Below are 23,657 nucleotides of genomic sequence, written 5' to 3'. Positions count from 1 at the left end.
TTATGGAAACACTTCATTTTGAGTTTTTGGCGACAGAGCCACCTGTAAAAAAAGCATTAGTCGGATGTGTGGGGTCGGGTGATTTAGAAATTTTGATGGAACCTGGTGAGGCGGGAAAAACCACTATTCAGGTGGTGACTTCGGTGGATGGTAGTGTTGCACGTTGGAAAAATCTTTTTGAACGGATTTTTACAGCGCAAATACCACCAGCCGTCAATATTGATATTCATGACTTTGGTGCAACCCCCGGTGTTGTTCGCTTACGTCTGGAACAAGCCTTGGAGGAGATTGCGCATGACTGATATCCAAAGTTTATTAAATAAACAAGATTTTATTGAACTGAGTGCAAGAGAACGTGCCAAGGCATTATTGGATGAAGGAACATTTAGAGAGCTACTAGACCCATTTGCACGTGTCATGTCGCCATGGTTGCTTAAGCAAAATATTGTGCCGCAAGCAGATGATGGCGTAGTGATTGTAAAAGGAACTATTGAAGAGCGACCAGTAGTTTTGATTTCAATTGAAGGCTTATTTCAGGGTGGAAGCTTAGGCGAGGTTGGTGGTGCCAAAATTGCTGGTGCATTAGAGCTTGCGGTTGAAGACAATCTTAAAGGTATTCCAACGGCTGCAATCTTATTACTAGAAACTGGTGGCGTTCGCTTGCAAGAAGCAAATCTGGGGTTGGCTGCAATTGCTGAAATTCAGGCTGCAATTGTGAACTTACGTCAGTATCAACCAGTGATTGCTGTGGTTGCCGGTAGTGTAGGGTGTTTTGGTGGTATGTCGATTGCTGCTGGACTATGTAGCTATATTGTAATGACACAAGAAGGACGTTTAGGCTTAAATGGCCCACAAGTGATTGAACAAGAAGCTGGCGTACAAGAATATAACGCCAAAGATCGTCCATTTATTTGGAGCATAACTGGGGGAAATCAGCGTTTTGCCAGTGGCTTAGCAGATGCCTATGTTGACGATGATCGCCAGAAAATCCGCCAACAAGTAATCGATTATTTAGTCCAAGGCGTGCCTGAACAGCATCGTAGTTCAAATTACTCATTCTATTTAGCACAGCTACAACAAGTCGATACTGCTGAGCAGATTACCCCAGCACAGGTTCAAGCTTTGTATCAAGGAGAACAAGCATGAATATCGCCGTTGATACATTAAAAGCATCTACGCGAGGTGCACAGTGGTTTAAAGCACTCACGAAGGGCTTTAACACAGTTGAAGGTTTTCCAGCTTCTATTTGGGTGGCTGATGGTCAGATTGATCAGCAAGCAGTACGTGTGATTGCCGTTGTTCAGGACAGCAATAATTTGTTCCCGCGAGCGAGGCAAGGTGAAGTTGGCCTTTTGGAAGGTTGGAGCTTGGCAAAAGCGGTTGATGATGTAATTCAAGCTGATGCGCATGCCGAGACTAAACGCGGCATTTTATGTCTAGTTGATGTACCTAGTCAGGCCTATGGTCGCCGTGAAGAGTTATTAGGTATTCATCAAGCTTTAGCTGGTGCAGTAGACAGTTATGCCAGAGCTAGATTGGCAGACCATCCTATTGTCAGTTTACTAGTCGGTAAGTCGATGTCAGGCGCTTTTTTAGCACATGGTTACCAAGCCAATCGTATTATTGCCTTAAAAGATTCAGGTGTTATGGTGCATGCAATGGGTAAAGAATCTGCTGCACGTGTGACCCAACGCTCGGTTGATGAGTTAGAGCAATTAGCTGCAAGCATTCCTCCAATGGCTTATGACATCGAGAGCTATGCAACGCTTGGATTGTTGTCGGAACTGTTATCTGTTGAAAACCCTGAACAACCAACAAATGATGATCTGTTGTTAGCGAAGCAGGTGGTTACTCAAGCATTTAAAGAAATTAATGCTGAGCAGTCTAGAGGACTGGAACAAAGACTTCACGGACAAAACCGTCAGATGTCTAAGAAGGTTCGTGAATTATTGCGTGAGCAATGGTCATGAAACTTGATCTCGAAGCCCATGATTTGCTGTGGGGCATGACAGCCGACTGCTTGGCTGATGATGCTCCGCTTTGGGTGAAAGAGGTGTTACTACGAGGCGATCCTGTTGTGGTTCGGCGGGAAATCACTCCTGTAGATCAGGTGGCTGTGGGCGTAAGAGGACAATTGCGTCATCAACGATATGCATCACAAATGCCACGATCTGCTATTACCAAACAACTTAAACCCGAGGTACTAACTCACGTTGATACACAGCAGTTTGAGCATTTGGCAGAACGTTTGCAGAGCATTTCTTACATCATGAAAAACTTTTCAGGATGTTGGGGCTATACAGGAAGTTTTGGGTTTGAGTTGGCAACTGGTATTGAAACAGTCACCCAGCAAAGTGACATAGATTTGTTGATTCGAGCTAAACAGCCTTTTGCCAAAACGCAAGCAGTCGAGCTACTCGAAAATTTTCAGCAAGCAGGACTCAATGTGGATATACAGCTACAACTACCACAGGGTGGTTTGGCTTTAAAAGAATGGGCTAGGAATAGCGGAAAAGTTCTATTAAAACATGCAGATGGTGCTGTTTTAGTAGAAAAACCATGGAATTAGGGAATAGATATCATGGCTTCGATTTGGGTATATCCGGGACAAGGTGTGCAAAGAAGCAATATGTTGCACGACTTACCTCAAACCGCTCTGGTCAAAGAACATTTTGAGCGCGCATCGGATGCACTCAAAGAAGATGTCTTGATGCTAGACAGTTCGGCTGCGTTGCAATCGACAAGAGCCGTACAGCTTTGTTTGCTCATTTCAGGCGTGGTGAGTTCAGCTTTATTAGCTACTGAAGACTTAAAACCTGATTATGTAGCAGGTCTATCGATTGGCGCATGGTCGGCAGCGGTTGTGGCAGGGGTTTTAGTCTATGAAGATGCCATTCGCTTAGTTGCCTATCGAGGGGAACTCATGCAAACCGCCTACCCAATTGGCTATGGCATGACTGCTCTGATTGGTACAGACCGTGCAGCTGTTGAAACATGGGTCAAACAGATTTATGAAATAACGCCACAGGTGTTTGTCGCCAATATTAATGCACATAATCAAATCGTTATTTCAGGAAGTTTTGAAGCCATGAACCAAGTTGCTGTTTTGGCAAAGCAACAAGGAGTGGTGGCAAAAAAATTAGATGTATCTGTGCCATCGCACTGTGAATTATTGATTCAGCAAGCAGAGCAACTTGCAGCGTCTATGGAGGGACTCACTTTTAAGCAGCCTAAAATTCGATATTTAAGTGGTACAACGGCTCGCACTTTAGGCAAGGCTGAACAGATTAGGGATGACTTGGCTTTTAATATGAGTCGAACTGTAGATTGGGAAAGTACCATCCAAGCTGCATGGGAGCGAGGTGTTAGGTTGCAGATCGAAGCGTTGCCGGGAACGGTGCTTACTACACTTGCACGTCGAACATTTAAAGAAGGAACCGTGTTGTCTTTTCAAGGAACACGCATAGACAGCATTCAGATGGCAATGCAAAAAGAACAGGACAATAGTTTTTCTTTTTGAATCTGATTTTACAAAAGCATAAATGATCCAAGGATATGAGGGATTGTCATGATTATATATGGAACAGCAATATTAGCGATCTGCCACTTACTAGGCGATTATCTGGGTAATACCTTAGGCATGTTATTAGGTGTGAAAGCCAATGTGGGTGGAGTTGCTATTTCAATGATTCTTTTGATTTTATCTAAAGAGTTGTTGGCACGAAAAGGTTATTTGCCACAAGTTACACAATTTGGAGTTTTGTATTGGTCAGGAATGTATATTCCAATCGTGGTTGCGATGTCGGCTGGGCAAAACGTCGTTGCTGCACTATCTGGAGGAATGCTAGGACTAATTGTTTCTATTGCTTCTTTAATTGGTACGGTTTTAGTCATCCGTTATTTAAATAGAATTAGTGGTGACTATGAAACTTATGAATGGACGATAGAGACCAAGGAAAAAATAGCCTAAGCATATATAAACTATAAAAAGTTCAATCAAAAAGGATTTAAATGATGGACGCTATAATTGCTGTGTTATCAAAAAATGCATTAGTCACTGCACTTGCAGTCACTGGTTTAATGATGTTTGTTTCCCATTTACTCTCAAAATATTTGACGAAAGGAAAACTGCAAAGCTCTGCAATTGCGATTACTTTAGGTTTGGTTGTTGCCTATTTTGCAGGAGTTTATACGCAAGGGACGAAGGGCATTTCTGACATCACAATTTTTTCTGGGTTTGCATTGCTTGGTGGAGCAATGATCCGAGATTTAGCTATTGCTTCAACTGCATTTGAAGTTGATGTAAAAGAGGTTAAAAAAGCAGGAAAAATTGGTCTAATCGCATTAGTGCTTGGTTGCGTTGTACCTTTTGCAATCGGGGTTATGGTCGCATGGGTGATGGGATATCGAGATCCAATATCAATGACGACTATTGGTGCAGGTGCAATGACTTATATTGTCGGTCCAATTACAGGAACAGCGATTGGTGCAAGTTCAGATGTAATCGCACTTTCTATTGCGATTGGATTAATCAAGTCTGTATTTTTTATGGTCGGCACACCACTTCTTGCAAAGTTCATGTACCTAAAAAGCCCGCGTTCAGCCATGGTATTTGGCGGTTTAGCTGGAACAACAAGCGGTACGGCAGCCGGTTTAGCTGGAACAGATGTAAGACTTGTCCCTTATGGTGCTTTAGTTGCAACCTTCTACACAGGACTTGGTTGCTTACTTGGGCCATCCCTATTTTTCTTAACAGTTAATGCAATCTTTGCATAGTTAAGCGAGTCCAATATACTGGCAACTTATTAGATTTAATAAGTTGCCGATATTTATCTTTTAAAATTAGAAGCAAACATACGACACTCAGCAATCAGTGCGAGTAAGTTTGGATCTCGTTCTTTACTTTTCAAGAAAACCAAACCAATTTCTTGTTGCATATGATATTGCTGTTTTAGGGGAATAAGCTTAACTGAGCTTTCATAAACCGCCGAAATACGACCCGGTAAAAGGGCAAAACCAACGCCAGAACTGACCATACTAATTAAGGTAAAAATATCGTTCACTTGCAAAGCAACTTTAGGAGAAAAACCTGCTTTTTTAAAAATAATATCGCTATCGTTATGGGTCGCAAAGCCTTTGGTTAAAGTGAGGAAGGTCTCTTCTTTTAATAAACTTAAATCAACTTCTTTAAACTCTGCATATTTAGAATCTTTGTTTACCGCCAGAAAAATATCATCTGAAAACATCGGCAAAATTTCAAAGTCATCATCTTGAGTGGTTTCATTGAGTGCCACAATAATCGCATCCAGCTCCGTTGCTTTAAGCTTTTTAACTAAATCCTGATTTGAGCTGAGTAACAGTTGAATATCTAGTTCACTACGTCTGAGCTTAAGACCACTAATCACATTTGGAATTGTTTTGACAGTCAAAGAATAAAGAGAGCCTAAATGTAAAACTTTTGCCGCAAAGCCAGCAGCTTCTCTCGTTTTATTAACGGTTATAAAAATGTCCTGTACGATTTTTTGCGCCCGTTCTTCAAATACATAAGCACTTTTTAACGGAATGAGATTACGTCCTTCATTTTTAAAAAGTGGGCAACGCAAAGCACTTTCTAAAGAGTGCAATGCTTTGTGAACACTGACATTGCTAAGCTCCATTTCTGTCGCTGTTTTAGATAAATTGCCACAGCGCATAAATGCTAAAAAAATCTGTATCTTTTTAAGGGTGAGTTCTTCATCAATTTCCATATTAATCCCTTGAACCTGTTTCCTTTAAAAATATAGATTTAAGCTATAAAGTTACCACAAAACCATCACTATAAAATTGTGCTTAGGTCGAAGTAGTTTATTTAAGAAACAGCTTCAACTCTTTGTTGAATTGTTTTAATGATTTGTTCTAATGCACTTTGAATTTTAGGTGTTGATTCAAAAGAGCAGTTGATTCTTAAATAATGCTGCTGCGCGGGTAAAACACTAAACAATGGGCTTGGAGCTACCCCAATGTTTAGTTGAATTAACTCTTCATAAATTTGCATACTATCTAAACTATTCGGCAGCTTAACCCAAAGAAAATAACCACTTGGGTAATAATACACTTCGCAAGATGGTGGTAGATTTTGCTTTAAATAATGATAAAACTGCTTTTTATAACGTTCAAGCGAAAGTCTAAGTGTACGCAAGTGCTTTTCATAATGATGATGAGACAAAAACTCAACCAATGCATTTTGAATGAGTGCATTCACTGAAATGGTACTCATGAGTTGTAAGTGTTGAATATGGTCTGAAAACTTCCCCGCATAGACCCAACCTACTCGAAAACCTGCACCTAACGTTTTAGAAAAAGACGAGCAGTGGAGCACCAGATTTTGCTGATCAAAATACTTCATTGAAAGTGGCTTTTGTCCGCCATAAAACAGCTCTTCATAGACATCATCTTCAATCAAATAAATCTGGTGCTCATGAAGCAATTTGGCAATTTTATATTTAATATCATCGCTGACTGTAAACCCAATTGGATTATGGCTATTGAGCATGAGCCAACATACTTTAATTGGATAATTGTTAATGACCTGTTCAAAAGCATCTAGATCAAAACCATGTTGAGGATGTTCAGGAATCGTAATAACTTTTAGCCCTAAACGTTCTGCTGCTTGCCAAGCGCCATAAAATACGTTTTGCTGTAATAAAATATAGTCGCCTGATTGGGCAACTGCTTGTAAAGAAAGATTGAGCGCATCTAGTCCTCCAGATGTAATGACAATGTCATCTGGGTCAGTTTGAATCCCTTGCATACAGTAGCGTTGAGCAATGAGTTTTCGTAAAGCTAAATTACCGGGAGGTAGGCTCGTAGTCTGATCATAACTTTGTTTCTGGCGGGCAAGCTGCCCCATAATCTGAATGAGTTTTGGTGCATATAAAAGCTGACTATCGGGAAAGGCAGAGCCAAAAGGGATGACAGACTCATGTTGAATCGATTTAAGATATTTAAAAACTAAAGAGTTAATTTCAATTTTAGAATTGAGTGAAACAACAGAATATTGTTCTAAAGGTTTAAGCGTAATTTGCTCGGCAACGAAGTATCCCGATTTTTCTTTGGAATAGATCAAACCTTGTGATTCAAGCTCTTGGTAAGCATTCATTACCGTCATTAAACTAAAACCAGAGCGTTGCACCTGATCTCTTAAAGAAGGTAACTTCTCGTGTGCATTTAAAGTGCCGCTCTCAATGAGTTGGCGAATGCTATGGGCAAGTTGTTCTGATTTATACATGTATTGGCTGCACGAAATGACAAAATGAAAGATGCACTTAATCAATAATAAATGCCGTTTGTAGAATCTACAAACGGCATTTGCTTATAAAAATAAGTTTACTTTAGGTAAGGGGCTGCATAAATCAATATCACTTTAAACAAACCAGCAATAACAGCTAATGCTAAAAAACCACCTAGCCATAGCAAAATAAACCATTGGGTTTGAGACAGTTTAGAAGATAAATTTTTCATAAAACCCTCCTAACTTTAATGATAGCCTTCATCACCTACACGTACTTTGTCACGGAATACCCAGTAAGACACAATAGTGTAAGCAATAATGATTGGAATCAGAATGAGCGCACCGACTAAAGCAAACAGTTGGCTTGAATGTGGAGCTGCGGCTTGCCAGATGGTGACTGATGGCGGAATAATATAAGGCCACAAACTAATCACAAAACCTGTAAATGCAAGGAAAACGAGGGCTAGCGTATATATAAATGGTTTGAGGTCATGTTGCTGCTTTTTACACGCCGATAAAATCAGGCCAACAAACAATAAAACCAAAATAGGTACTGGGCTAAAATAGAACAGATTCGGTAAAGAGAACCAGCGATCTGCGATTTCAGGATGAGTCAACGGAGTATATAAACTCACTCCACCAAAAATAATAAGCAGTGCAATAATCAGCTTTGGCATAAGCTCATACATGCGTTGTTGCAAGCCTTTTTCGGTTTTTAAAATAAGCCATCCACATCCTAAAGTGGCATACATGGCAACTACACCAATACCAGTAAAGAAGGTAAATGGTGTCAACCAATCAAGTGATCCGCCAGAAAAAATACCATTGGTGGTTTTAATGCCTTGAATATAGGCACCCAAGATGATGCCTTGAAGGAAGCTAGTTAAAACTGAACCCCAAATAAAAGCTAAATCCCAAAGGTATTTGGTGCGATGAGCTTTAAAGCGGAATTCAAATGCGACTCCACGGAAAATTAAGGCAATTACCATAAAAATAATAGGTAAATACAGTGCCGATAAAACCGTTGAGTAAACTAGTGGAAATGCAGCATAGAGACCAGCTCCACCGAGTACCATCCATGTTTCGTTGCCATCCCAGACAGGGGCTACGGTATTCATCATCACATCACGTTCTTGGCTGTTCTTAATGAAAGGGAACATGATCCCGATTCCTAAGTCAAAGCCATCCATGACGACATAAATCATGACACCTAAACCGATAATACCGACCCATATTAAAGAAAGATCAATCATGAGGGTTCTCCCCAGAATTTTGTTTACTGTCAATGTTTTCATCGACAGCACTGAGTGGGCGCATTGGTGTTTTAAAGTGTCCAACACCGCCTGCTTCCATATTTGGCGTATCGATAAATACAGGGCCTTTATTAATCAATTTTAAGGTGTAGTAGATACCGCTGCCAAAAACGATGGTGTATACCACTACAAAAATAAAGAGGCTCAGGCCGACTTGTTCTGCCGACACAGTATGAGATAAACCATCCTTAGTTCGTAGGATGCCATATACCACCCATGGTTGACGGCCGACCTCAGTGGTTACCCAACCTGCAAGCATGGCGATATAACCAGATGGCCCCATCACTAAAGCAAACTTATGGAACCATGAAGTTTCATAGAGTTTTCCACGCTTACGTAACCAAAGAGCAATTAAAGACAGCGTGACCATGAGTACGCCAAGCCCGACCATCACACGGAAGCTCCAGAAAACGATGGTTGAATTTGGTCGATCTTCAGGGGCGAAATCTTTTAAACCTGTAACTTGGCCATCTAAACTGTGAGTTAAAATTAAACTACCTAAATATGGAACACCCACTTCAAAATGGTTTCGTTCTTCTGTCATGTCTGGAATTGCAAAGAGTAACAGTGGCATAGGTTCATTGTGATTCGTTTCCCAATGACCTTCCATCGCTGCTAGTTTGGCTGGTTGATGCTCACGGGTATTTAAACCATGGTTATCGCCAATTACGACTTGCAAACATGAAGTCACAAGTACCATCCATAGACCCATCGAGAACGATTTTTTTACCAATTCATCACGACGACCTTTCACTAAGTGCCATGCAGAAGTTCCTACCACCAATAATGAAGAAACTAAAAAGGCTGCTGCACCCATATGGGCAAAGCGGTAAGGGAAGGATGGGTTAAAAACAATAGCGAACCAATCTTTAGGAACAATAATGCCATTTTCTATAGCGAAGCCTTGAGGGGTCTGCATCCAGCTATTGGAGGATAAAATCCAGAACATGGAAATACAGGTACCAATCGCAACCATTAGTGTGGCAAAGAAATGGGCTCTGGGTCCGACACGCCCCCAACCAAATAACATAATGCCTAAGAAACCAGCTTCTAAAAAGAAGGCACTCAAGACTTCATAGGTAAGTAAAGGACCGGTAATACTTCCTGCAATACGAGAAAACTCACTCCAGTTGGTACCGAACTGATAACTCATGACCACGCCCGAGACCACACCCATACCAAAGGCAACGGCAAAGATCTTGATCCAGTATTTAAACAGATCTTTATAAATCGGGTTTTGGGTTCTTAACCACTTCCACTCTAAAACTGCTAAAAAGCAGGCAAGACCAATGGAGGTGGCTGGAAAAATAATATGAAAGGATACTGTGAAAGCAAATTGTATTCGTGCTAATTCTAAAGCGGTTAGACCGAGGCTCATATACATTCCCCCTGTGAACTAGCTGATGATGATTGATTGTGTTAAATACTTATTTTCAGGCAATAAAGTATTCTGACGATTGAACTTACTTCTGTGATAAATGTTCTTAGCAAGTAAAATGCCAGAAGGGCGAAGTAATATAATTGCTTGATATTTCAATAGAATAGACCGATTGATTGTTCTCAATCTGTTAACAAAGCCCATGCTTGATGTTGCATTTGTAAAAATGCATGTTGCATTGAAACATTGATGAAATATCTGACGATGAACCATAGATCGTTTCATGAAAACTACCTACCTTAAGAAGTTTTCTTAATCATGCACTCACTCATTTTGTATATGTAGATACAGAAATTTTTTATAAAACTATAACAGTCCGAAGTCATTATTATGGGTGCTATAGTTTTTTTTCAATTATCTGTAGCTATATATCCATTCATCTAAAGTCCAAAATAAAAATGAACAAGATTTATGGCTGACCAAAATCAATCTTCAAAAATACCATGAATGCGACTTTGGGGTTACATATGAGCACAGGATAAATTTCTTCTTGTCTATTCCCTTGTTGTTTTGTATGAGGTCTGGTTGTTACGTAGGTTATTAAAGACCTTGGCTTAAGTGTAGCTCTTCTAAAATAGCTTGGATGTTAAAAAATGTTTATTACTTCTCAACTCAATATCCTAAATAAAATTATTAAAAATCAGGCTATTCCAGCACCTATAATGGCTCAATTAGAGCAGGCCTATGTTAATCTTGAAGCAACTTTATTAAGAGCAAAAGTCTTAAGAGACTTTTCTAAATCTCAAACTGTTTATTTAATTCAATCACATATTCATCCGCAGCAAAGCAGTTTGGCTTATCTATTTTCACCTTTTGTTTTTGCTAACCTCAATAAGCCTGCTATTTATACAACACCAGCGACAAAGCCCGTTCTTGCTATTCTCAATAAATATTATCAAGCCGAAAAGAAAGTTTTGTTTAAAGTAGATGAAGTTCTTGAAAGTTTAAAAATATATCTAGATTTAGAATTAACCGAGCTGACTGAAGTCGGGTTTATTTATTTAAGCTTAATCAAAGCGCTGTGCCGAAATGATATCTCCACAATTTTTTTAATTACAAATTTAGATATAGACCTAGAGCATTTAGAAGAGCTTGCGTTGTTTTTAAAAGTCAAAATTTATTGGATTAATCCTCAACAAAATACTGATTTAAACGATCTAAATGATTTAGATATGCGTCAATTATTATTTAAAAATAAAGATGAAACCTATGTGAAATTGTGTGCCCAATTTGCCCAGCTAAATGCACAGCTTGTAGGCTTATGTGATACGTTCACCGCCTCTCAAATGACCCATTTAATTGATGATATGTTTTATTCGGAACATATTTTTGAGAAGTTATCTGTCTATTCAGAATATATGCAAACCTTATTGCAAAGTCAGCATAGTCTTCAAAAGAAAGAGATTGCTTAATGTTGGTAGGCATTTTCTGGCGTTATATGAAGAATGAATACTGTTATAAAAAAATAATCGTTTTCATGTGAAATAAATATTTTATGGTAAAAGCAAAGCAATATTGGTTTTACATAAATGACAAATCTAAATTTTGAGCATCATCTCGGTTCACTAACTCACGCTGCACTTAGTCAGGCCTCAATCATTTCTCGGGTATGGGGTGAAGGGCCTTCTGAACGTTATGATGAATTGGCAAAAAATTTCAGACCAACTTTTGCCCGTATTAAAGAAGGGGCTTTAATCCGTGAGCAACAGCATATTTTGCCGTATGAACAACTTCAGTGGCTCAAAGATATTGGTTTTACACGGTTACGACTTCCTAAAGTACATGGTGGCTTTGAGGCAACTATTCCAGAACTATTTGCATTGTTAATTGAACTTGCAGAAGCCGACTCAAATTTACCGCAAGCGTTGCGTGTGCACTTTGGTTTTACTGAAGATGTGTTGGTCAGCAAAGATAAAGCGTTCCAACAGCGCTGGCTAAGTCGTATTGCAAATGGTGAAACGGTTGGCAGTGCTTGGTCTGAAGGTGGGAAAGAGTCAATCGATCAATTCGAAACTCATTTATATCGGGATGCTGACGGAAAAATTCGCCTTAAAGGTCAAAAATACTACACCACAGGTAGCCTATATGCGGACTGGGTTGACGTTGGTGTAACAGATTTAAATGGGGAGTCTGGCTCAGTTGTTGTCCGCCGTGAAGATGAAGGCGTTGAAATTGTTGATGACTGGAATGGCTTTGGTCAGCAACTCACCGCAAGTGGCACGGCATATTTCCATGACGTACTGGTTAATGAAACCGAAATCTTACCTGATGATGACCGTTTTAAATATTCAGCTGCTTATTATCAACTTGTGCAACTGGCAATCATTACTGGTTTAGGGCGTGCTGCGACATATGAGGTTTCCCAAGCGGTGGCTAAACGTACCCGAAACTATACTCATGCGAATGCCCAATTTGTAAAACAGGACCCACAAATTTTACAAGTAGTGGGACAAATCCGTGGCGCTGCTTACAGTGCAGGGGCGATTGTTGAAAAAGTTGCACGCAGCTTACAGCGCGCTTACTTGGCAGCATTTCAAAATAATGAGCAGCTTGAAGAAGAACAAAATGCGCTTGCCGAACTTGAAAGTGCACAGTCTCAAACAGTTATTACCGATTTAATTTTAAATGCTTCTACAATTCTATTTGATGCATTAGGTGCTTCAGCGACAGACAAAGATTTAAGTCTAGATCGATACTGGCGAAATGTACGAACCTTATCTTCACACAACCCAAGAGTGTTTAAAAATCGAATTGTGGGTGATTTTAGTGTGAATGGAACATTACCGCCTTATCAGTGGCGAATTGGTAACGTTGCTAAACAATAATTTTAAAGTTTAGATATTAAGCTGCTATTTTAGTAGCTTAATATTGTTTTTTAAAATAAACTATAAAAATCTATTAGAATAAAATCATATTTTGTTTGGGGTTTATATTATAAAGAATAGATAAAAATTGCTTTAGTATAAAAGTAATTAAAATGTTGGTTGATATTTTATGACTAAGAAGATTAGTTTTAATGCTTTTGAAATGAATTGTATTGCACATCAATCTCCCGGATTATGGCGACATCCTCAAGATCGATCTGTTGAATATAAAGATTTAGAATATTGGACAGATTTAGCACAAATTTTGGAACGTGGTTTTTTTGACGGTATTTTTATTGCAGATGTGTTGGGGATTTATGATGTTTACCATCAGAGTGCTGAACATGCCTTAACAGGCGCAGTGCAGGTTCCGGTCAATGATCCTTTGCAGATTGTGCCAGCCATGGCGGCAGTCACAAAGCACTTGGGCTTTGGCGTCACGACTTCTATTTCCTTTGAGCATCCTTATCCTTTTGCTAGACGTATTAGTACCCTAGACCATTTAACCAAAGGGCGGGTTGGATGGAATATCGTGACTTCTTATTTGGAAAGTGGTTCAAAAAACTTAGGTCTAAAAACTCAGGTCAATCATGATAATCGTTATGATATTGCTGATGAGTATTTAGAAGTTCTTTATAAACTTTGGGAAGGTTCTTGGGAAGAAGGTTCGGTACTGCGTGACCGTGAAAGCGGTATCTTTGCTGACCATAAAAAAGTACATCCTATTCAGCATGAAGGTAAATACTTTACTGTACCGGGCATCCATATTTGTGAGCCATCACCACAGCGGACGCCTGTACTTTATCAAGCAGGTGCTTCCTCACGCGGGCAGAAGTTTGCCAGCCAAAATGCCGAATGCGTATTCATTGCAGCGCCGTCTAAAATTGCCACTAAAAAAGTCGTGCAAGGCATTCGCCAAAAACTGGTTCAAGAAGGTCGAGACCCGTACTCAGTTAAAATTTATGCGCTCTTGTCTATTGTAACCGATGAAACCGATGCAAAAGCTCAGGCCAAGTTTAAAGAATATCAAAGCTATGGCAGCTATGATGGCGCTTTAACATTGCTGTCTGGCTGGTCTGGTGTCGATTTTTCACAATATCAACCAACTGACAAAGTTGAATATATTCAAACCAATGCGATTCAATCTTTATTAGATTCTTATGTAAATGCAGATCCAGAGCGTGTATGGACGATTGAAGAAATTGCAAACTGGAACAGCTTAGGTGGTAATGGTCCAGTATTGGTGGGTTCGGCAGAAACAGTTTCCGATGCTTTACAGCAATGGGTTGAAGATACCGATGTTGATGGCTTTAATCTTGCCTATATTTTGGCTCATCAAACCTTTGCAGACGTAGTTGAGTTTATTGTTCCAGAGTTGCAAAAACGTGGGGTATATCAAACCTCATATGCGCAAGGAACATTAAGAGAAAAATTATTTGGTGCTGGGCCATATTTGCCTAAAAATCACCGCGGTGCTAAATATCGCAATCTAAAAGAATTAAAACTTGCTGAGGCGAGTTAATGTTGTAAATAGCACTTAAATAAAGGCTGGTTAAATACCAGCTTTTATTTTGTCTTTTATATCGATTTTACTGCTGAGTTAATAATGAAAATATAATTCTATAATTCAGATTAAAACATCAGATTAATTTGTTTTTGTATTATGTGAATAATCATTATTTTGTTTCTGTGATTAAAATACAGGAATTATTAAGTGAGCACCCAAGAACTCGATCATAACCATCGTTATGAAATTAAATCTCCCGATGATGTTTCACAATTAATTTCTAAATTTGCAGGGAAGGGCAAGTCTAATAAAGTCATTTGGTTGGCACTCATTGGTGTGTTTATTGATGCTTATGATTTAACGACACTTTCATTCGGTATTGAGCAAGTCATCTCAGAGTTTTCTTTAAGTCCCGTTATGACGGGTGTGGTGGCTTCAGCAATTGTCTGTGGAACCATTGTTGGTAATTTAATTGGAGGTTGGCTAACTGATAAAATTGGCCGTTATCGAGTGTTTATGGCTGACATGGTGCTCTTTGTCATTGCGGCAATTGTCGCAGGCTTTGCACCAAATGTTTGGGTTTTAATTTTAGCCAGATTTATTATGGGAATTAGTGTGGGGATCGATTTGCCTGTGGCAATGTCCTACTTATCTGAATTTTCCAAGTTTAACGGAAGTAGTAATAAAGCTGCCCGTTTAGCGGCATGGTGCCCAATGTGGTATGCCGCTTCTTCTGTCTGTTTTGGTCTAGTTCTGGCGCTTTATTTTCTTTTACCACCTGAGCATAGCAATTGGTTATGGCGAGCATCTTTAATTTTTGGAGCAGTGCCAGCGTTACTCATTATTTTTATTCGCGGTAAATATTTAACTGAATCACCAATCTGGCTTGCAAACCAAGGCGATTTAAAAGGGGCAGCTAAAGTTTTACAAGAGTCTTATGCAATTAATGCAGTCGCCACAGTCGAAAAAGTAGAAAGAACGGCTGAAAAGAAAAAGCGTGAAGGATTTGCGGTTTTATTCAATAAAACCTATTTGCCAAGAACCATAGTGGCAATTGTGATTCATATTTCTGTGGCATTTCAGTACACCACCATTGCATTCTTTTTACCTTCGATTTTGACACGGTTCTTTCATACAGATGTTTTGACGACCATTACTACAACGCTCGGACTAAATTTACTGTTTGCATTTACGGGTGGGCTATTAGGCGTATTTGTTGCCAGCAGATTCAAATCTCGTCATGTGCTTCTCACAGGTTTTTTACTTCAGTTTATTGCCCTCATTGCATTGGCATTAATTGGTGAACCGGGCAATAGCTTTTTACTCTACACCGCCATTGGCATGCTCGGTTTGTGGCTTTTTGCTGAAGGTTTTGGACCGGGTGCGCAAATGATGGTCTATCCAACCATGGCTTATCCAGCTTCGATTCGTGGCGTAGGGGTCGGCTTTAACCGTGCAGTAACAGGTGTCGCTCAAGCAATTGCTTTGTTTGTGTTGCCAATTTGGATGGCGGGTTATAAAACGGATGTTTATCTGATTATTTCTATCTTTGCATTTATTCCTTTAATTGTGATTGGATTACTGATTAAGTTTGAGCCTACTGCCCAAGATGTCGATGTGATTGATGAGAACAGTCCAGAACTTCCACTCAATAATTCACCTGTAATTGATTAGTTACATCTAAATCTTTAGATAAAAATAAAGGCCAACATGTGTTGGCCTTTATTTTGTGGGTTAGAAATAATAAGCAAAAATCACAAACGCTTTTTTATTCCATTTATCGTTAGTTCCACCGGCTGCCAGACCTTCACTATCTCCTAAGTATGGGTCATGTTTGCCCATCAGCAACTCGGCTTGTACTGTTAATTTTTGATAATTAAACGCAATGCCGGGTATAAAACGGGTTGAATCTTTAAAGCCATCTTGTTCTTTTCGATAAGAACTATAGTTTAGGTAAGGACGAACAGAGGTAATTGGGCCAAACTGCTGAGGAAATAAATAGCTGAGTTCGGCTGAATAAATCTGACCTTTGGTTGCAGAGTTAAATGAATAATCGAAACCGCCTAGAGTCAGATGATCTTTATATTGGGTGTCGGCATTATCAATGTCTTGATAACCAGCTAAAAGCTGCAAATTCCATTGGTTATAATTGGTATTGCTAAAAACTGAATATACTTGGCGATCGCCATCTTGTCCTGAACGTTTGTTTTCAATGGTGGAATACCATGCAGAGGCACCAAGTTGGGTAGAGAAATTTTCTTGGCCTAGAACATTTTTAAAGGTATGAGCACCGCGAACAACAATGGAGTTCTTTTCTTTGGTATTGGTGCCTTGCGGTACAGAGTCATCCGCATTGACAGGGTTGATACTAAATCGACTTGAGTCTTTGCTTTTACCTCTATAGGTACCACCATCGGTCGGGTAAAAGGCGAGTTGTGCTTCATTGATTCCATCATTGAAGTCATATTTCACCCCAAGGTTATGCACATCTTCCCAACCTGCACTATTGGCAATCCCTAAGTAATAAGTATTTCCCCAAAAGCGACCCAACCCAAAAGGAACGGGGTTTAAGCCAGCAATAATTTTACTGTTGTCATTAATTTTATAGCCCATCCATGCATCGGTTAGCCAATTGGCATCGCCTAAACGCCCGTAATATTCATAAACCCGATAATCTAAACGGCCAATCCATTTCGGGGAGTTGTAATCTAACCATAATACTGCGTCGTTAAAGGAAAATTTACTCGTAGAAGGTTCAGAGTCAAAATCATAAACATATTTAGCCCGAACAGTACCACTCACTTTAAGTTGGCCTTCTTCAGCATTACCAAAGGTAAGGGCTGCATGACTTGAGAGGCTGAATGTAATTAAAGTTGTCGCGATAAATATTTTTTTGAAAGTTGTGGGATGTTTAAACAAAAGATTCTTTCTCCTCTTAAAAAATAAAAATTAAATTTGCCTCATGTATAAACCAGAAAAAGATTTGTCCAAATCTCAATATTTGCAGAAGATTAAAGATAAAAAGATAATAAAATCTGTACTTTATATAAAAGAATGAAAATTAATTAGATACAAAACTCTGGTTGCGATAAGCAAAAACAAAAATGATGAAATGAGTAGGATAAAATAATTAGAGGATGTATGTCAGGTGTTCATCATCATGTATTTTTTGAATATCGTTTTTAATTATTGATATATAAGTATTTTAATTTTACCTCTAACCTGTAAGGTTGTTTGATATTTTCTTTTTACCAAAAGATAAAAACTTATAAGGAAAAGTTATTTATAAAAACCTGATAAGCAACTCATATTTTTTTATTTTTCATTATAAAGGCGGCTGCATACCATGGGCTTATATTATTGAAAGATCATGAAATTATGAGTACAAAGACCAAACCGTTGATTATCACGGCAATTGTGGTTGTAGCAATTGTTGCATTTATCGTATGGCAAAATAAGAAAGACAATAATACAAGTGCTTCAGTTCGCGACAGCAATCCAGTCATCATTGCTTATCAAACTGGGGTTGACCCAAGCAAAGTGGCACAGGCCAATGGGGAATATGAAAAGCATAGTCAACGTACCATTCAATGGAAAAAATTTGATGCCGGCTCAGACGTTGTAAACGCTCTGGCTTCAGGTGATGTTGTGCTTGGTAATATTGGCTCAAGCCCACTTGCAGCTGCGGCAAGCCGTGATTTACCGATTGAAGTATTTTTAATTACTTCAAAACTTGGTGCATCTGAAGCATTGGTAGTAAGTAATAAATCAGGCATTAAAACCCCTCAAGATTTAATTGGTAAAACCATCGCAGTACCTTTTGTTTCAACTACGCATTACAGCCTATTGTCTGCGCTTAAACATTGGAACATTCCAGAAGACAAAGTAAAAATTATTAACTTGCGTCCACCTGAAATTTCAGCGGCGTGGGAACGTGGTGATATTGATGCTGCCTATGTATGGGAACCTGCTTTAAGTAAAGCCAAAGCATCTGGCACGGTTTTAACCGACTCAAAACAAGTAGGTGAATGGGGCGCTCCAACTTATGATTTATGGGTTGTACGTAAAGACTTTGCAGAGAAAAATCCTGATTTCCTAAAATCTTTTGTTAAAACCACACTGGAGCAATTAGAAAAATATAACCAAGACCCAGCTGCTTACGTTAAAAATGCCGATAACGTTGAGAAAATTGCTCAGTTAACAGGTTCTGATCCAAAAGATATCCCGCTTTTATTAAGTGGAAATATTTACCTTGACCACGCTCAGCAAAAACAAACCTTAGATGGCGAGTTTGCACAAAATATTTTTGATACAGCGAAGTTCTTAAAAGGTCAGGGTAAAGTCGATCAACTGAAAGCCGATTATAAAGGCAATGTGAATTCTTCATTTTTGCAGCCTTAAGGAGTTGTCATGAGTGTATTAGAAGCCAAACATATTCATCTGACTTTTCCTAAACAGCAAAAGCCAGTTTTACAAGACATTAACCTAACGATTGAAGAAGGTTCTTTAACTGTCATTTTAGGTGAGTCGGGTTGTGGCAAAACAACTTTGCTTAATATCTTGGCGGGTTTTCAAAAGCCGAGTTCAGGCGATGTGCTTGTAAATCATGAAGTGGTAAATGGACCAGATGTAACCCGCGCAGTTGTGTTTCAGGACCATGCATTACTTCCTTGGTTGAATGTTGCAGATAATGTTGGCTTCGCTTTGCAGTTAAAAGGTTTAAAGCGTGCGGATATCGAAGCGCAAGTGAAAGCAATTTTGAAAATTGTAGGTTTAAGTCACGTTGAAAAAGCCAATATTTGGGAACTTTCCGGTGGTATGAAACAACGTGTTGGCATTGCCAGAGCTTTGATTAGTGACGCACCATTTATTTTATTAGATGAACCTTTTGCAGCACTCGATGCTTTTACGCGTGAAAACATGCAGCAGTTAGTGCTCGATTTATGGATTCAACAAAATAAAAGCTTCTTTTTAATTACACATGACATCGAAGAAGCATTATTGCTCAGCAATCAGTTAGTTCTGATGACAGCTCATCCAGGCAAAATTGTAGAAACTTTACATCTCGATTTTGCTAAACGATATCGTCAGGGTGAGTCTATTCGCTCGATTAAATCTGACCCTCAATTTATTCAGCTTAGAGAACAGCTATTTGAAAGTTTAAGGGCACAAAAACAAAGCGGTAAGGAGGCGTTAACCACATGAGCACTAAAGATAACGTCTACGAATATGACAAAGCAGGGCTAAAACTTAAGCCAGATGTGCAAACAGAAAATCCTTCATTTTTATCGTCATTTTTTGAGAAACATCGCACTTTGGCGGTCAGCATAATTAGTGTGGGAAGTGTGGTTGTACTCTGGTTCCTCATTACTGCTTTGCATGTCGTACCCGAACTGTTTTTACCGAGTCCGCAGGCAGTATGGCAAAAATTTATATCGGTCAGCCAAGAAGGCTTTATGAAGGCTACTTTGTGGCAACACTTGGCAGCCAGTATCTCTCGTGTGTTTTTGGCTTTGATTGCTGCCGTGGTGATTGGTGTACCGCTGGGCTTATGGATGGGTCTGAACAAATGGGTTCGTGCAGTTTTAGATCCTTTGGTTGAATTATTACGTCCAATCCCACCGTTAGCTTATTTGCCCTTACTCGTGATTTGGTTTGGTATTGGTGAAACCACAAAAGTACTTTTGATTTTCTTCTCGATTTTGGCGCCTGTCATTATTAGTAGTGCGCATGGTGTGTTAAGCCATCAGCTTAATCGTGAACGTGCTGCACTGTCGCTAGGGGCAAGTCAGGCACAAGTATTTTGGCATGTCATTTTACCAACAGCTTTACCTCATATTATTACCGGTATTCGTATTGGTCTTGGGGTAGGTTGGTCAACATTGGTTGCAGCGGAGTTGGTTGCAGCGGACCGTGGTATTGGTTTTATGGTGCAATCGGCAGCACAGTTCTTAATTACCGATACGGTGATTCTGGGCATTATTGTGATTGCGATTGTCGCAGTTAGTTTTGAGCTGTTTTTACGTTGGTTACAAAAACAGTTTTCTCCTTGGTATGGTCAGCAGTTGTAGTAAAGAAGATGAATACAGTAGTTGCAAACTTAAATATTGAAGTGATCAAGCCTACCATTGGCGCAATTATTCACGATATTGATTTGAATGCGTTAAATGAAAAGACGACGCAACAAATCCAGCAGGCTTTGCTTGATCATCAGGTCATTTTTTTTCGAAAGCAACAATTAGCGCCTCAAGCACAAGCAGATTTGGCACGTAGTTTTGGCACCTTACATGTGCACCCGATTTATCCTTCTATTGAAGATGTGCCTGAAGTCATGGTGCTCGACAGTTGGAAACAAGACTTGCGTGACAATGAACTCTGGCACACAGACGTGACTTTTAGCAAAAATCCACCATTAGGTTGCGTGTTGCAAGCCATTAAAATTCCACCTGTAGGTGGCGATACGTTATGGTCAAGTAATACAGCAGCTTTTAAAGGGCTTCCGCTTGAGTTACAGGATAAATTACGTGGTTTAACGGCGACACACGATATTCGTAAGTCTTTTCCACTTGAACGTTTTGCCCATAACGAAGAAGAACGTGAAAAGCTTTTGCAAACATTTAAGCGTAACCCACCAGTGGTTCACCCAGTGGTGCGTACCCATCCGGTTACAGATGAGCCTTTGTTGTTTGTAAGTGAGGGCTTTACCACTCGCATTAATGAGTTACCTGAACAAGAAAGTGAGCAATTACTTGATTTCTTGTTTGAACATGCGACCCAAGAGCAATTTCATTTGCGTTGGAAGTGGCAAGATGGTGATATCGCGATTTGGGATAACCGCTGCACGCAACATAAAGCATTATTTGATTATGGCGATGCTCATCGCATCATGCACCGTGCAACTATTAACGGTGATGTGCCATTTTATAAAGAAGAACAACAGCCAGAGTTAGCCGAGGTTTAATTCTTTTAATTATTCTTTGTTTCAATTCCAATGCAGTGTTTTGAGTTGGAATTGAAACAATAACTCTTTAGCGCATTCCAAAACCTGACAATATGCCTGTGTAGTTTTTCACGGGAGGTAAGGCCCAATCGCCAACTTTGCTGGTTTTTAAATTTAACTGAACCAACATTTCTGCTTGCTTAACTGCTGCTGTGACGCCGTCAATAACAATCACTCCCAACTCATTTTGTAGTTTTAGGCACAAATCACTCATACCTGCACAGCCTAAAACAATCGCATCGCTTTTATCTTCAGCGAGCGCTTTTGCGCATTCATCTCGTATGGTTCGATAAGCATCTGAGTCAGGAAGCTCCAGCTCTTCAACTGCGATGTCACAAGCTCGAACGTTTTTACAAAAGGGCTGAGCTCCATAGCGATGAACCAGATGCCAACTCATATTCACTGTCCGCTGTAATGTAGTGACTATACTAAACCCAGTACTCACATAACTTGCAGTTCGCATGGCTGCTTCAGCAATCCCAATTACAGGTGCTGAAGTAATTTCACGGGCAGCATAAAGCGCAGGGTCACCAAAACAGGCAATAATATAGGCATCTACATTTAGCTGTTCACCTTGTCGGATTTCCTCCAGCACACCTACAGCACTTAATGCTTCATCATAATAACTTTCAATCGTTGCAGGGCCCATTTGAGGACTCACTGCAATAATTTGAGTATCAGCGCCCGCGATTATCTTTGCTGATGCAGCAATTTTGTCTGTCATGCTTTGAGTGGTATTAGGGTTAATAATTTTAATTTTCATTGTACTTTTGCCTTAGTCATTACAGATTTTGCATGAGTAAGCGGTTGGTTAAGAAATCGGTAAATCACAAAACCAAGCCCCATGCCAATAAACCAAGTGAAATTAGCAAGCGCGGATAATTGCGGTAAAAGCACGCACAAAACAGGAATTAATGAAGCTGGAATTAAGGCATAAAAAGCAGAACGGTTATAACCATTTTTGTACCAATACAAACCCTTCGGGTCTAAGGTATATAAGTCATCTACTACGATTTTTTGTTTTTTAACGAGGTAAAAATCGGCTAGAAGCACGCCAAAAAGTGGGCCGATAAATGCACCTAAAATATCAATGGTGTAGTGAATCACTTGAGGATTATTAAACAGATTCCATGGGGTGATGAAAATTGAACCTACTGCTGCAATCATTCCACCCATACGCCAGCTAATTTTGCTCGGTGAAACATTCGAAAAATCAAAGGCAGGCGAAACAAAGTTAGCGACAATATTAATCCCGATGGTCGCAATCATTAAGGTCAAGCTGCCTAAAATGACTACAAAGGTGTTATCCAATTTGCCAACCATTTCGACAGGATCGGTAATGAGTTTGCCGTAAACAGGTAGAGTTGCTGCAATACAAACCACGGTAAGTAAAGAAAAGCCTAGAAAGTTAATGGGTAAACCAAGAAAGTTCCCCATTTTAATGGCATTAAAACTTTTGCCGTAACGAGCGAAGTCGCCAAAGTTCAGCATAGGTCCTGAAAAATATGAAACAACAAGAGCAATAGCACCGATCATGACAGGTACAACCGCAAAACCGTCGTATTGAACACCACTCAAGTTTAAATCAATATTTTGCCATCCAGCTTTCCAGATGAGCCATACTGCCATGGCAAACATCACAACGTAGACCGCGGGGCCAGCCCAGTCGATGAACTTGCGAATGCTGTCCATGCCAGACCAAAAAACAATAGCTTGTAGTAGCCAAAGCAGCATGAAGCCGATCCATCCTAAAAAGGACAGTCCAAGAAATCCATAATTTGAAACATCTGCATAGACTGACCATTCCGGAAAGAACTTTAAAATGACCAACAAGAATGCACTTGAGGCCAAATAGGTTTGAATGCCATACCACGCGACTGCAATCAGACCACGAATAACGGCAGGAATATTTGCACCAAGCACACCGAAAGTTGCACGACAAATAACAGGATAGGGAGTGCCTGTTTGTTGGCTAGACTTGGCAATCAGATTTGTAAAAAACTGAACAATTGCAATACCAATGAGTAAAGATAAAAGTACCTGCCAGCTATTCAGCCCAAGTGCAAAAAGGCTTCCAGCCATAACATAACCGCCCACACTATGAACGTCAGACATCCAGAAGGCAAAAATATTGTAAGCACCCCATGTTTGCTTTTTTAAAGGGGCTAAGTCTTGATTTGTCAGTTTTGCATCATAAGAAGGTTTAATTATTGCTTCGCTATTATTCATCTTGAACGCTCACTTCCCTAAGATGGTGGGTACTTT

General features: G+C 39.7%; 23 protein-coding genes. 15 read left to right on the top strand and 8 right to left on the bottom strand.

Annotation, left to right across the window (positions count from 1 at the left end):
* Positions 1-2: 2 nt before the first annotated feature.
* From F936_RS11950 to madM, 7 genes are read left to right on the top strand one after another with little or no spacing between them, the layout of a single operon-like run.
* On the top strand, positions 3-302 hold the full coding sequence (locus F936_RS11950; protein ID WP_004642485.1) for a malonate decarboxylase subunit delta: 300 nt from the start codon (positions 3-5) through the stop codon (positions 300-302).
* Complete coding sequence (locus F936_RS11945; RefSeq protein WP_005047591.1) at positions 295-1,146, top strand: biotin-independent malonate decarboxylase subunit beta; 852 nt, start codon at positions 295-297, stop codon at positions 1,144-1,146. The genes F936_RS11950 and F936_RS11945 overlap by 8 nt, the downstream gene beginning before the upstream one ends.
* Positions 1,143-1,970 carry a biotin-independent malonate decarboxylase subunit gamma gene (mdcE, locus tag F936_RS11940; protein ID WP_005047590.1) on the top strand — a complete coding sequence of 276 codons (828 nt, stop codon included), beginning with the start codon at positions 1,143-1,145 and terminating at the stop codon, positions 1,968-1,970. Before F936_RS11945 ends, mdcE begins: the two co-directional genes overlap by 4 nt.
* A complete protein-coding gene (locus F936_RS11935) occupies positions 1,961-2,569 on the top strand; it encodes a malonate decarboxylase holo-ACP synthase (RefSeq protein ID WP_016801885.1) in 609 nt (202 codons plus the stop codon). The genes mdcE and F936_RS11935 overlap by 10 nt, the downstream gene beginning before the upstream one ends.
* Positions 2,570-2,581: 12 nt before the next feature.
* Positions 2,582-3,520, top strand: coding sequence for a malonate decarboxylase subunit epsilon (gene mdcH / locus F936_RS11930; protein WP_005047587.1), 939 nt, complete (start codon positions 2,582-2,584; stop codon positions 3,518-3,520).
* A 48-nt stretch (positions 3,521-3,568) separates the two neighbouring features.
* Positions 3,569-3,970 carry a malonate transporter subunit MadL gene (madL, locus tag F936_RS11925; RefSeq protein WP_005047586.1) on the top strand — a complete coding sequence of 134 codons (402 nt, stop codon included), beginning with the start codon at positions 3,569-3,571 and terminating at the stop codon, positions 3,968-3,970.
* Positions 3,971-4,014: 44 nt separating this feature from the next.
* Positions 4,015-4,776: a malonate transporter subunit MadM gene (gene madM / locus F936_RS11920; protein ID WP_016801884.1), complete on the top strand. Its 762-nt coding sequence runs from the start codon at positions 4,015-4,017 to the stop codon at positions 4,774-4,776.
* Between the two features lie 53 nt (positions 4,777-4,829).
* Here madM and F936_RS11915 read toward each other — a convergent pair whose 3' ends face one another.
* The 5 genes from F936_RS11915 to F936_RS11900 form a co-directional block, all read right to left on the bottom strand.
* Positions 4,830-5,747 (bottom strand): LysR family transcriptional regulator, encoded by a 918-nt coding sequence (locus F936_RS11915; protein WP_005041338.1) that lies wholly within the window; start codon positions 5,745-5,747, stop codon positions 4,830-4,832.
* A 101-nt stretch (positions 5,748-5,848) separates the two neighbouring features.
* A complete protein-coding gene (locus F936_RS11910) occupies positions 5,849-7,267 on the bottom strand; it encodes an aminotransferase-like domain-containing protein (protein ID WP_005047583.1) in 1,419 nt (472 codons plus the stop codon).
* A gap of 98 nt (positions 7,268-7,365) precedes the next feature.
* Complete coding sequence (locus F936_RS18855) at positions 7,366-7,500, bottom strand: hypothetical protein (RefSeq protein WP_003651253.1); 135 nt, start codon at positions 7,498-7,500, stop codon at positions 7,366-7,368.
* 15 nt (positions 7,501-7,515) lie between these two features.
* On the bottom strand, positions 7,516-8,523 hold the full coding sequence (gene cydB / locus F936_RS11905; RefSeq protein ID WP_003651254.1) for a cytochrome d ubiquinol oxidase subunit II: 1,008 nt from the start codon (positions 8,521-8,523) through the stop codon (positions 7,516-7,518).
* Entirely contained in the window at positions 8,516-9,961 is a 1,446-nt protein-coding gene (locus tag F936_RS11900) for a cytochrome ubiquinol oxidase subunit I (protein WP_005047581.1), read from the bottom strand. Before F936_RS11900 ends, cydB begins: the two co-directional genes overlap by 8 nt.
* Before the next feature lie 653 nt (positions 9,962-10,614).
* Between F936_RS11900 and F936_RS11895 the strand changes: the two genes are divergently transcribed.
* From F936_RS11895 to F936_RS11880, 4 genes are all read left to right on the top strand, one after another.
* Complete coding sequence (locus F936_RS11895; protein ID WP_005047580.1) at positions 10,615-11,433, top strand: hypothetical protein; 819 nt, start codon at positions 10,615-10,617, stop codon at positions 11,431-11,433.
* A 117-nt stretch (positions 11,434-11,550) separates the two neighbouring features.
* The gene (locus tag F936_RS11890; RefSeq protein ID WP_005047579.1) at positions 11,551-12,846 is read left to right on the top strand and encodes an acyl-CoA dehydrogenase family protein; all 1,296 of its coding nucleotides are present in this window, start codon (positions 11,551-11,553) and stop codon (positions 12,844-12,846) included.
* A gap of 169 nt (positions 12,847-13,015) precedes the next feature.
* Positions 13,016-14,407, top strand: coding sequence for an LLM class flavin-dependent oxidoreductase (locus F936_RS11885; protein ID WP_005047578.1), 1,392 nt, complete (start codon positions 13,016-13,018; stop codon positions 14,405-14,407).
* Between the two features lie 192 nt (positions 14,408-14,599).
* Positions 14,600-16,066 (top strand): MFS transporter, encoded by a 1,467-nt coding sequence (locus F936_RS11880; RefSeq protein ID WP_005041326.1) that lies wholly within the window; start codon positions 14,600-14,602, stop codon positions 16,064-16,066.
* Between the two features lie 60 nt (positions 16,067-16,126).
* Here the strand turns inward: F936_RS11880 and F936_RS11875 are convergent, their stop codons facing one another.
* Positions 16,127-17,311, bottom strand: coding sequence for a hypothetical protein (locus F936_RS11875; protein WP_005047576.1), 1,185 nt, complete (start codon positions 17,309-17,311; stop codon positions 16,127-16,129).
* A gap of 441 nt (positions 17,312-17,752) precedes the next feature.
* On the opposite strand from F936_RS11875, the gene tauA reads away from it, so the two are divergent.
* From tauA to tauD, 4 genes are read left to right on the top strand one after another with little or no spacing between them, the layout of a single operon-like run.
* The gene (tauA, locus tag F936_RS11870) at positions 17,753-18,793 is read left to right on the top strand and encodes a taurine ABC transporter substrate-binding protein (protein ID WP_026055578.1); all 1,041 of its coding nucleotides are present in this window, start codon (positions 17,753-17,755) and stop codon (positions 18,791-18,793) included.
* A gap of 9 nt (positions 18,794-18,802) precedes the next feature.
* Complete coding sequence (locus F936_RS11865; RefSeq protein ID WP_005047574.1) at positions 18,803-19,597, top strand: taurine ABC transporter ATP-binding protein; 795 nt, start codon at positions 18,803-18,805, stop codon at positions 19,595-19,597.
* Positions 19,594-20,463, top strand: a complete 870-nt coding sequence (tauC, locus tag F936_RS11860) for a taurine ABC transporter permease TauC (protein WP_005047573.1) — start codon at positions 19,594-19,596, stop codon at positions 20,461-20,463. Before F936_RS11865 ends, tauC begins: the two co-directional genes overlap by 4 nt.
* A gap of 8 nt (positions 20,464-20,471) precedes the next feature.
* The gene (gene tauD, locus F936_RS11855; RefSeq protein ID WP_005047571.1) at positions 20,472-21,353 is read left to right on the top strand and encodes a taurine dioxygenase; all 882 of its coding nucleotides are present in this window, start codon (positions 20,472-20,474) and stop codon (positions 21,351-21,353) included.
* Positions 21,354-21,420: 67 nt separating this feature from the next.
* On the opposite strand, the gene F936_RS11850 is transcribed toward tauD, so the two are convergent.
* Both F936_RS11850 and F936_RS11845 read right to left on the bottom strand, forming a co-directional pair.
* Complete coding sequence (locus F936_RS11850; RefSeq protein WP_005047569.1) at positions 21,421-22,155, bottom strand: aspartate/glutamate racemase family protein; 735 nt, start codon at positions 22,153-22,155, stop codon at positions 21,421-21,423.
* Positions 22,152-23,621: an NCS1 family nucleobase:cation symporter-1 gene (locus F936_RS11845; RefSeq protein WP_005047567.1), complete on the bottom strand. Its 1,470-nt coding sequence runs from the start codon at positions 23,619-23,621 to the stop codon at positions 22,152-22,154. Before F936_RS11845 ends, F936_RS11850 begins: the two co-directional genes overlap by 4 nt.
* Positions 23,622-23,657 lie beyond the last annotated feature (36 nt).

The organism is Acinetobacter calcoaceticus DSM 30006 = CIP 81.8 (genome assembly GCF_000368965.1).
Lineage (GTDB): Bacteria > Pseudomonadota > Gammaproteobacteria > Pseudomonadales > Moraxellaceae > Acinetobacter > Acinetobacter calcoaceticus.
This window is presented reverse-complemented; position numbering and strand designations above follow the sequence as displayed.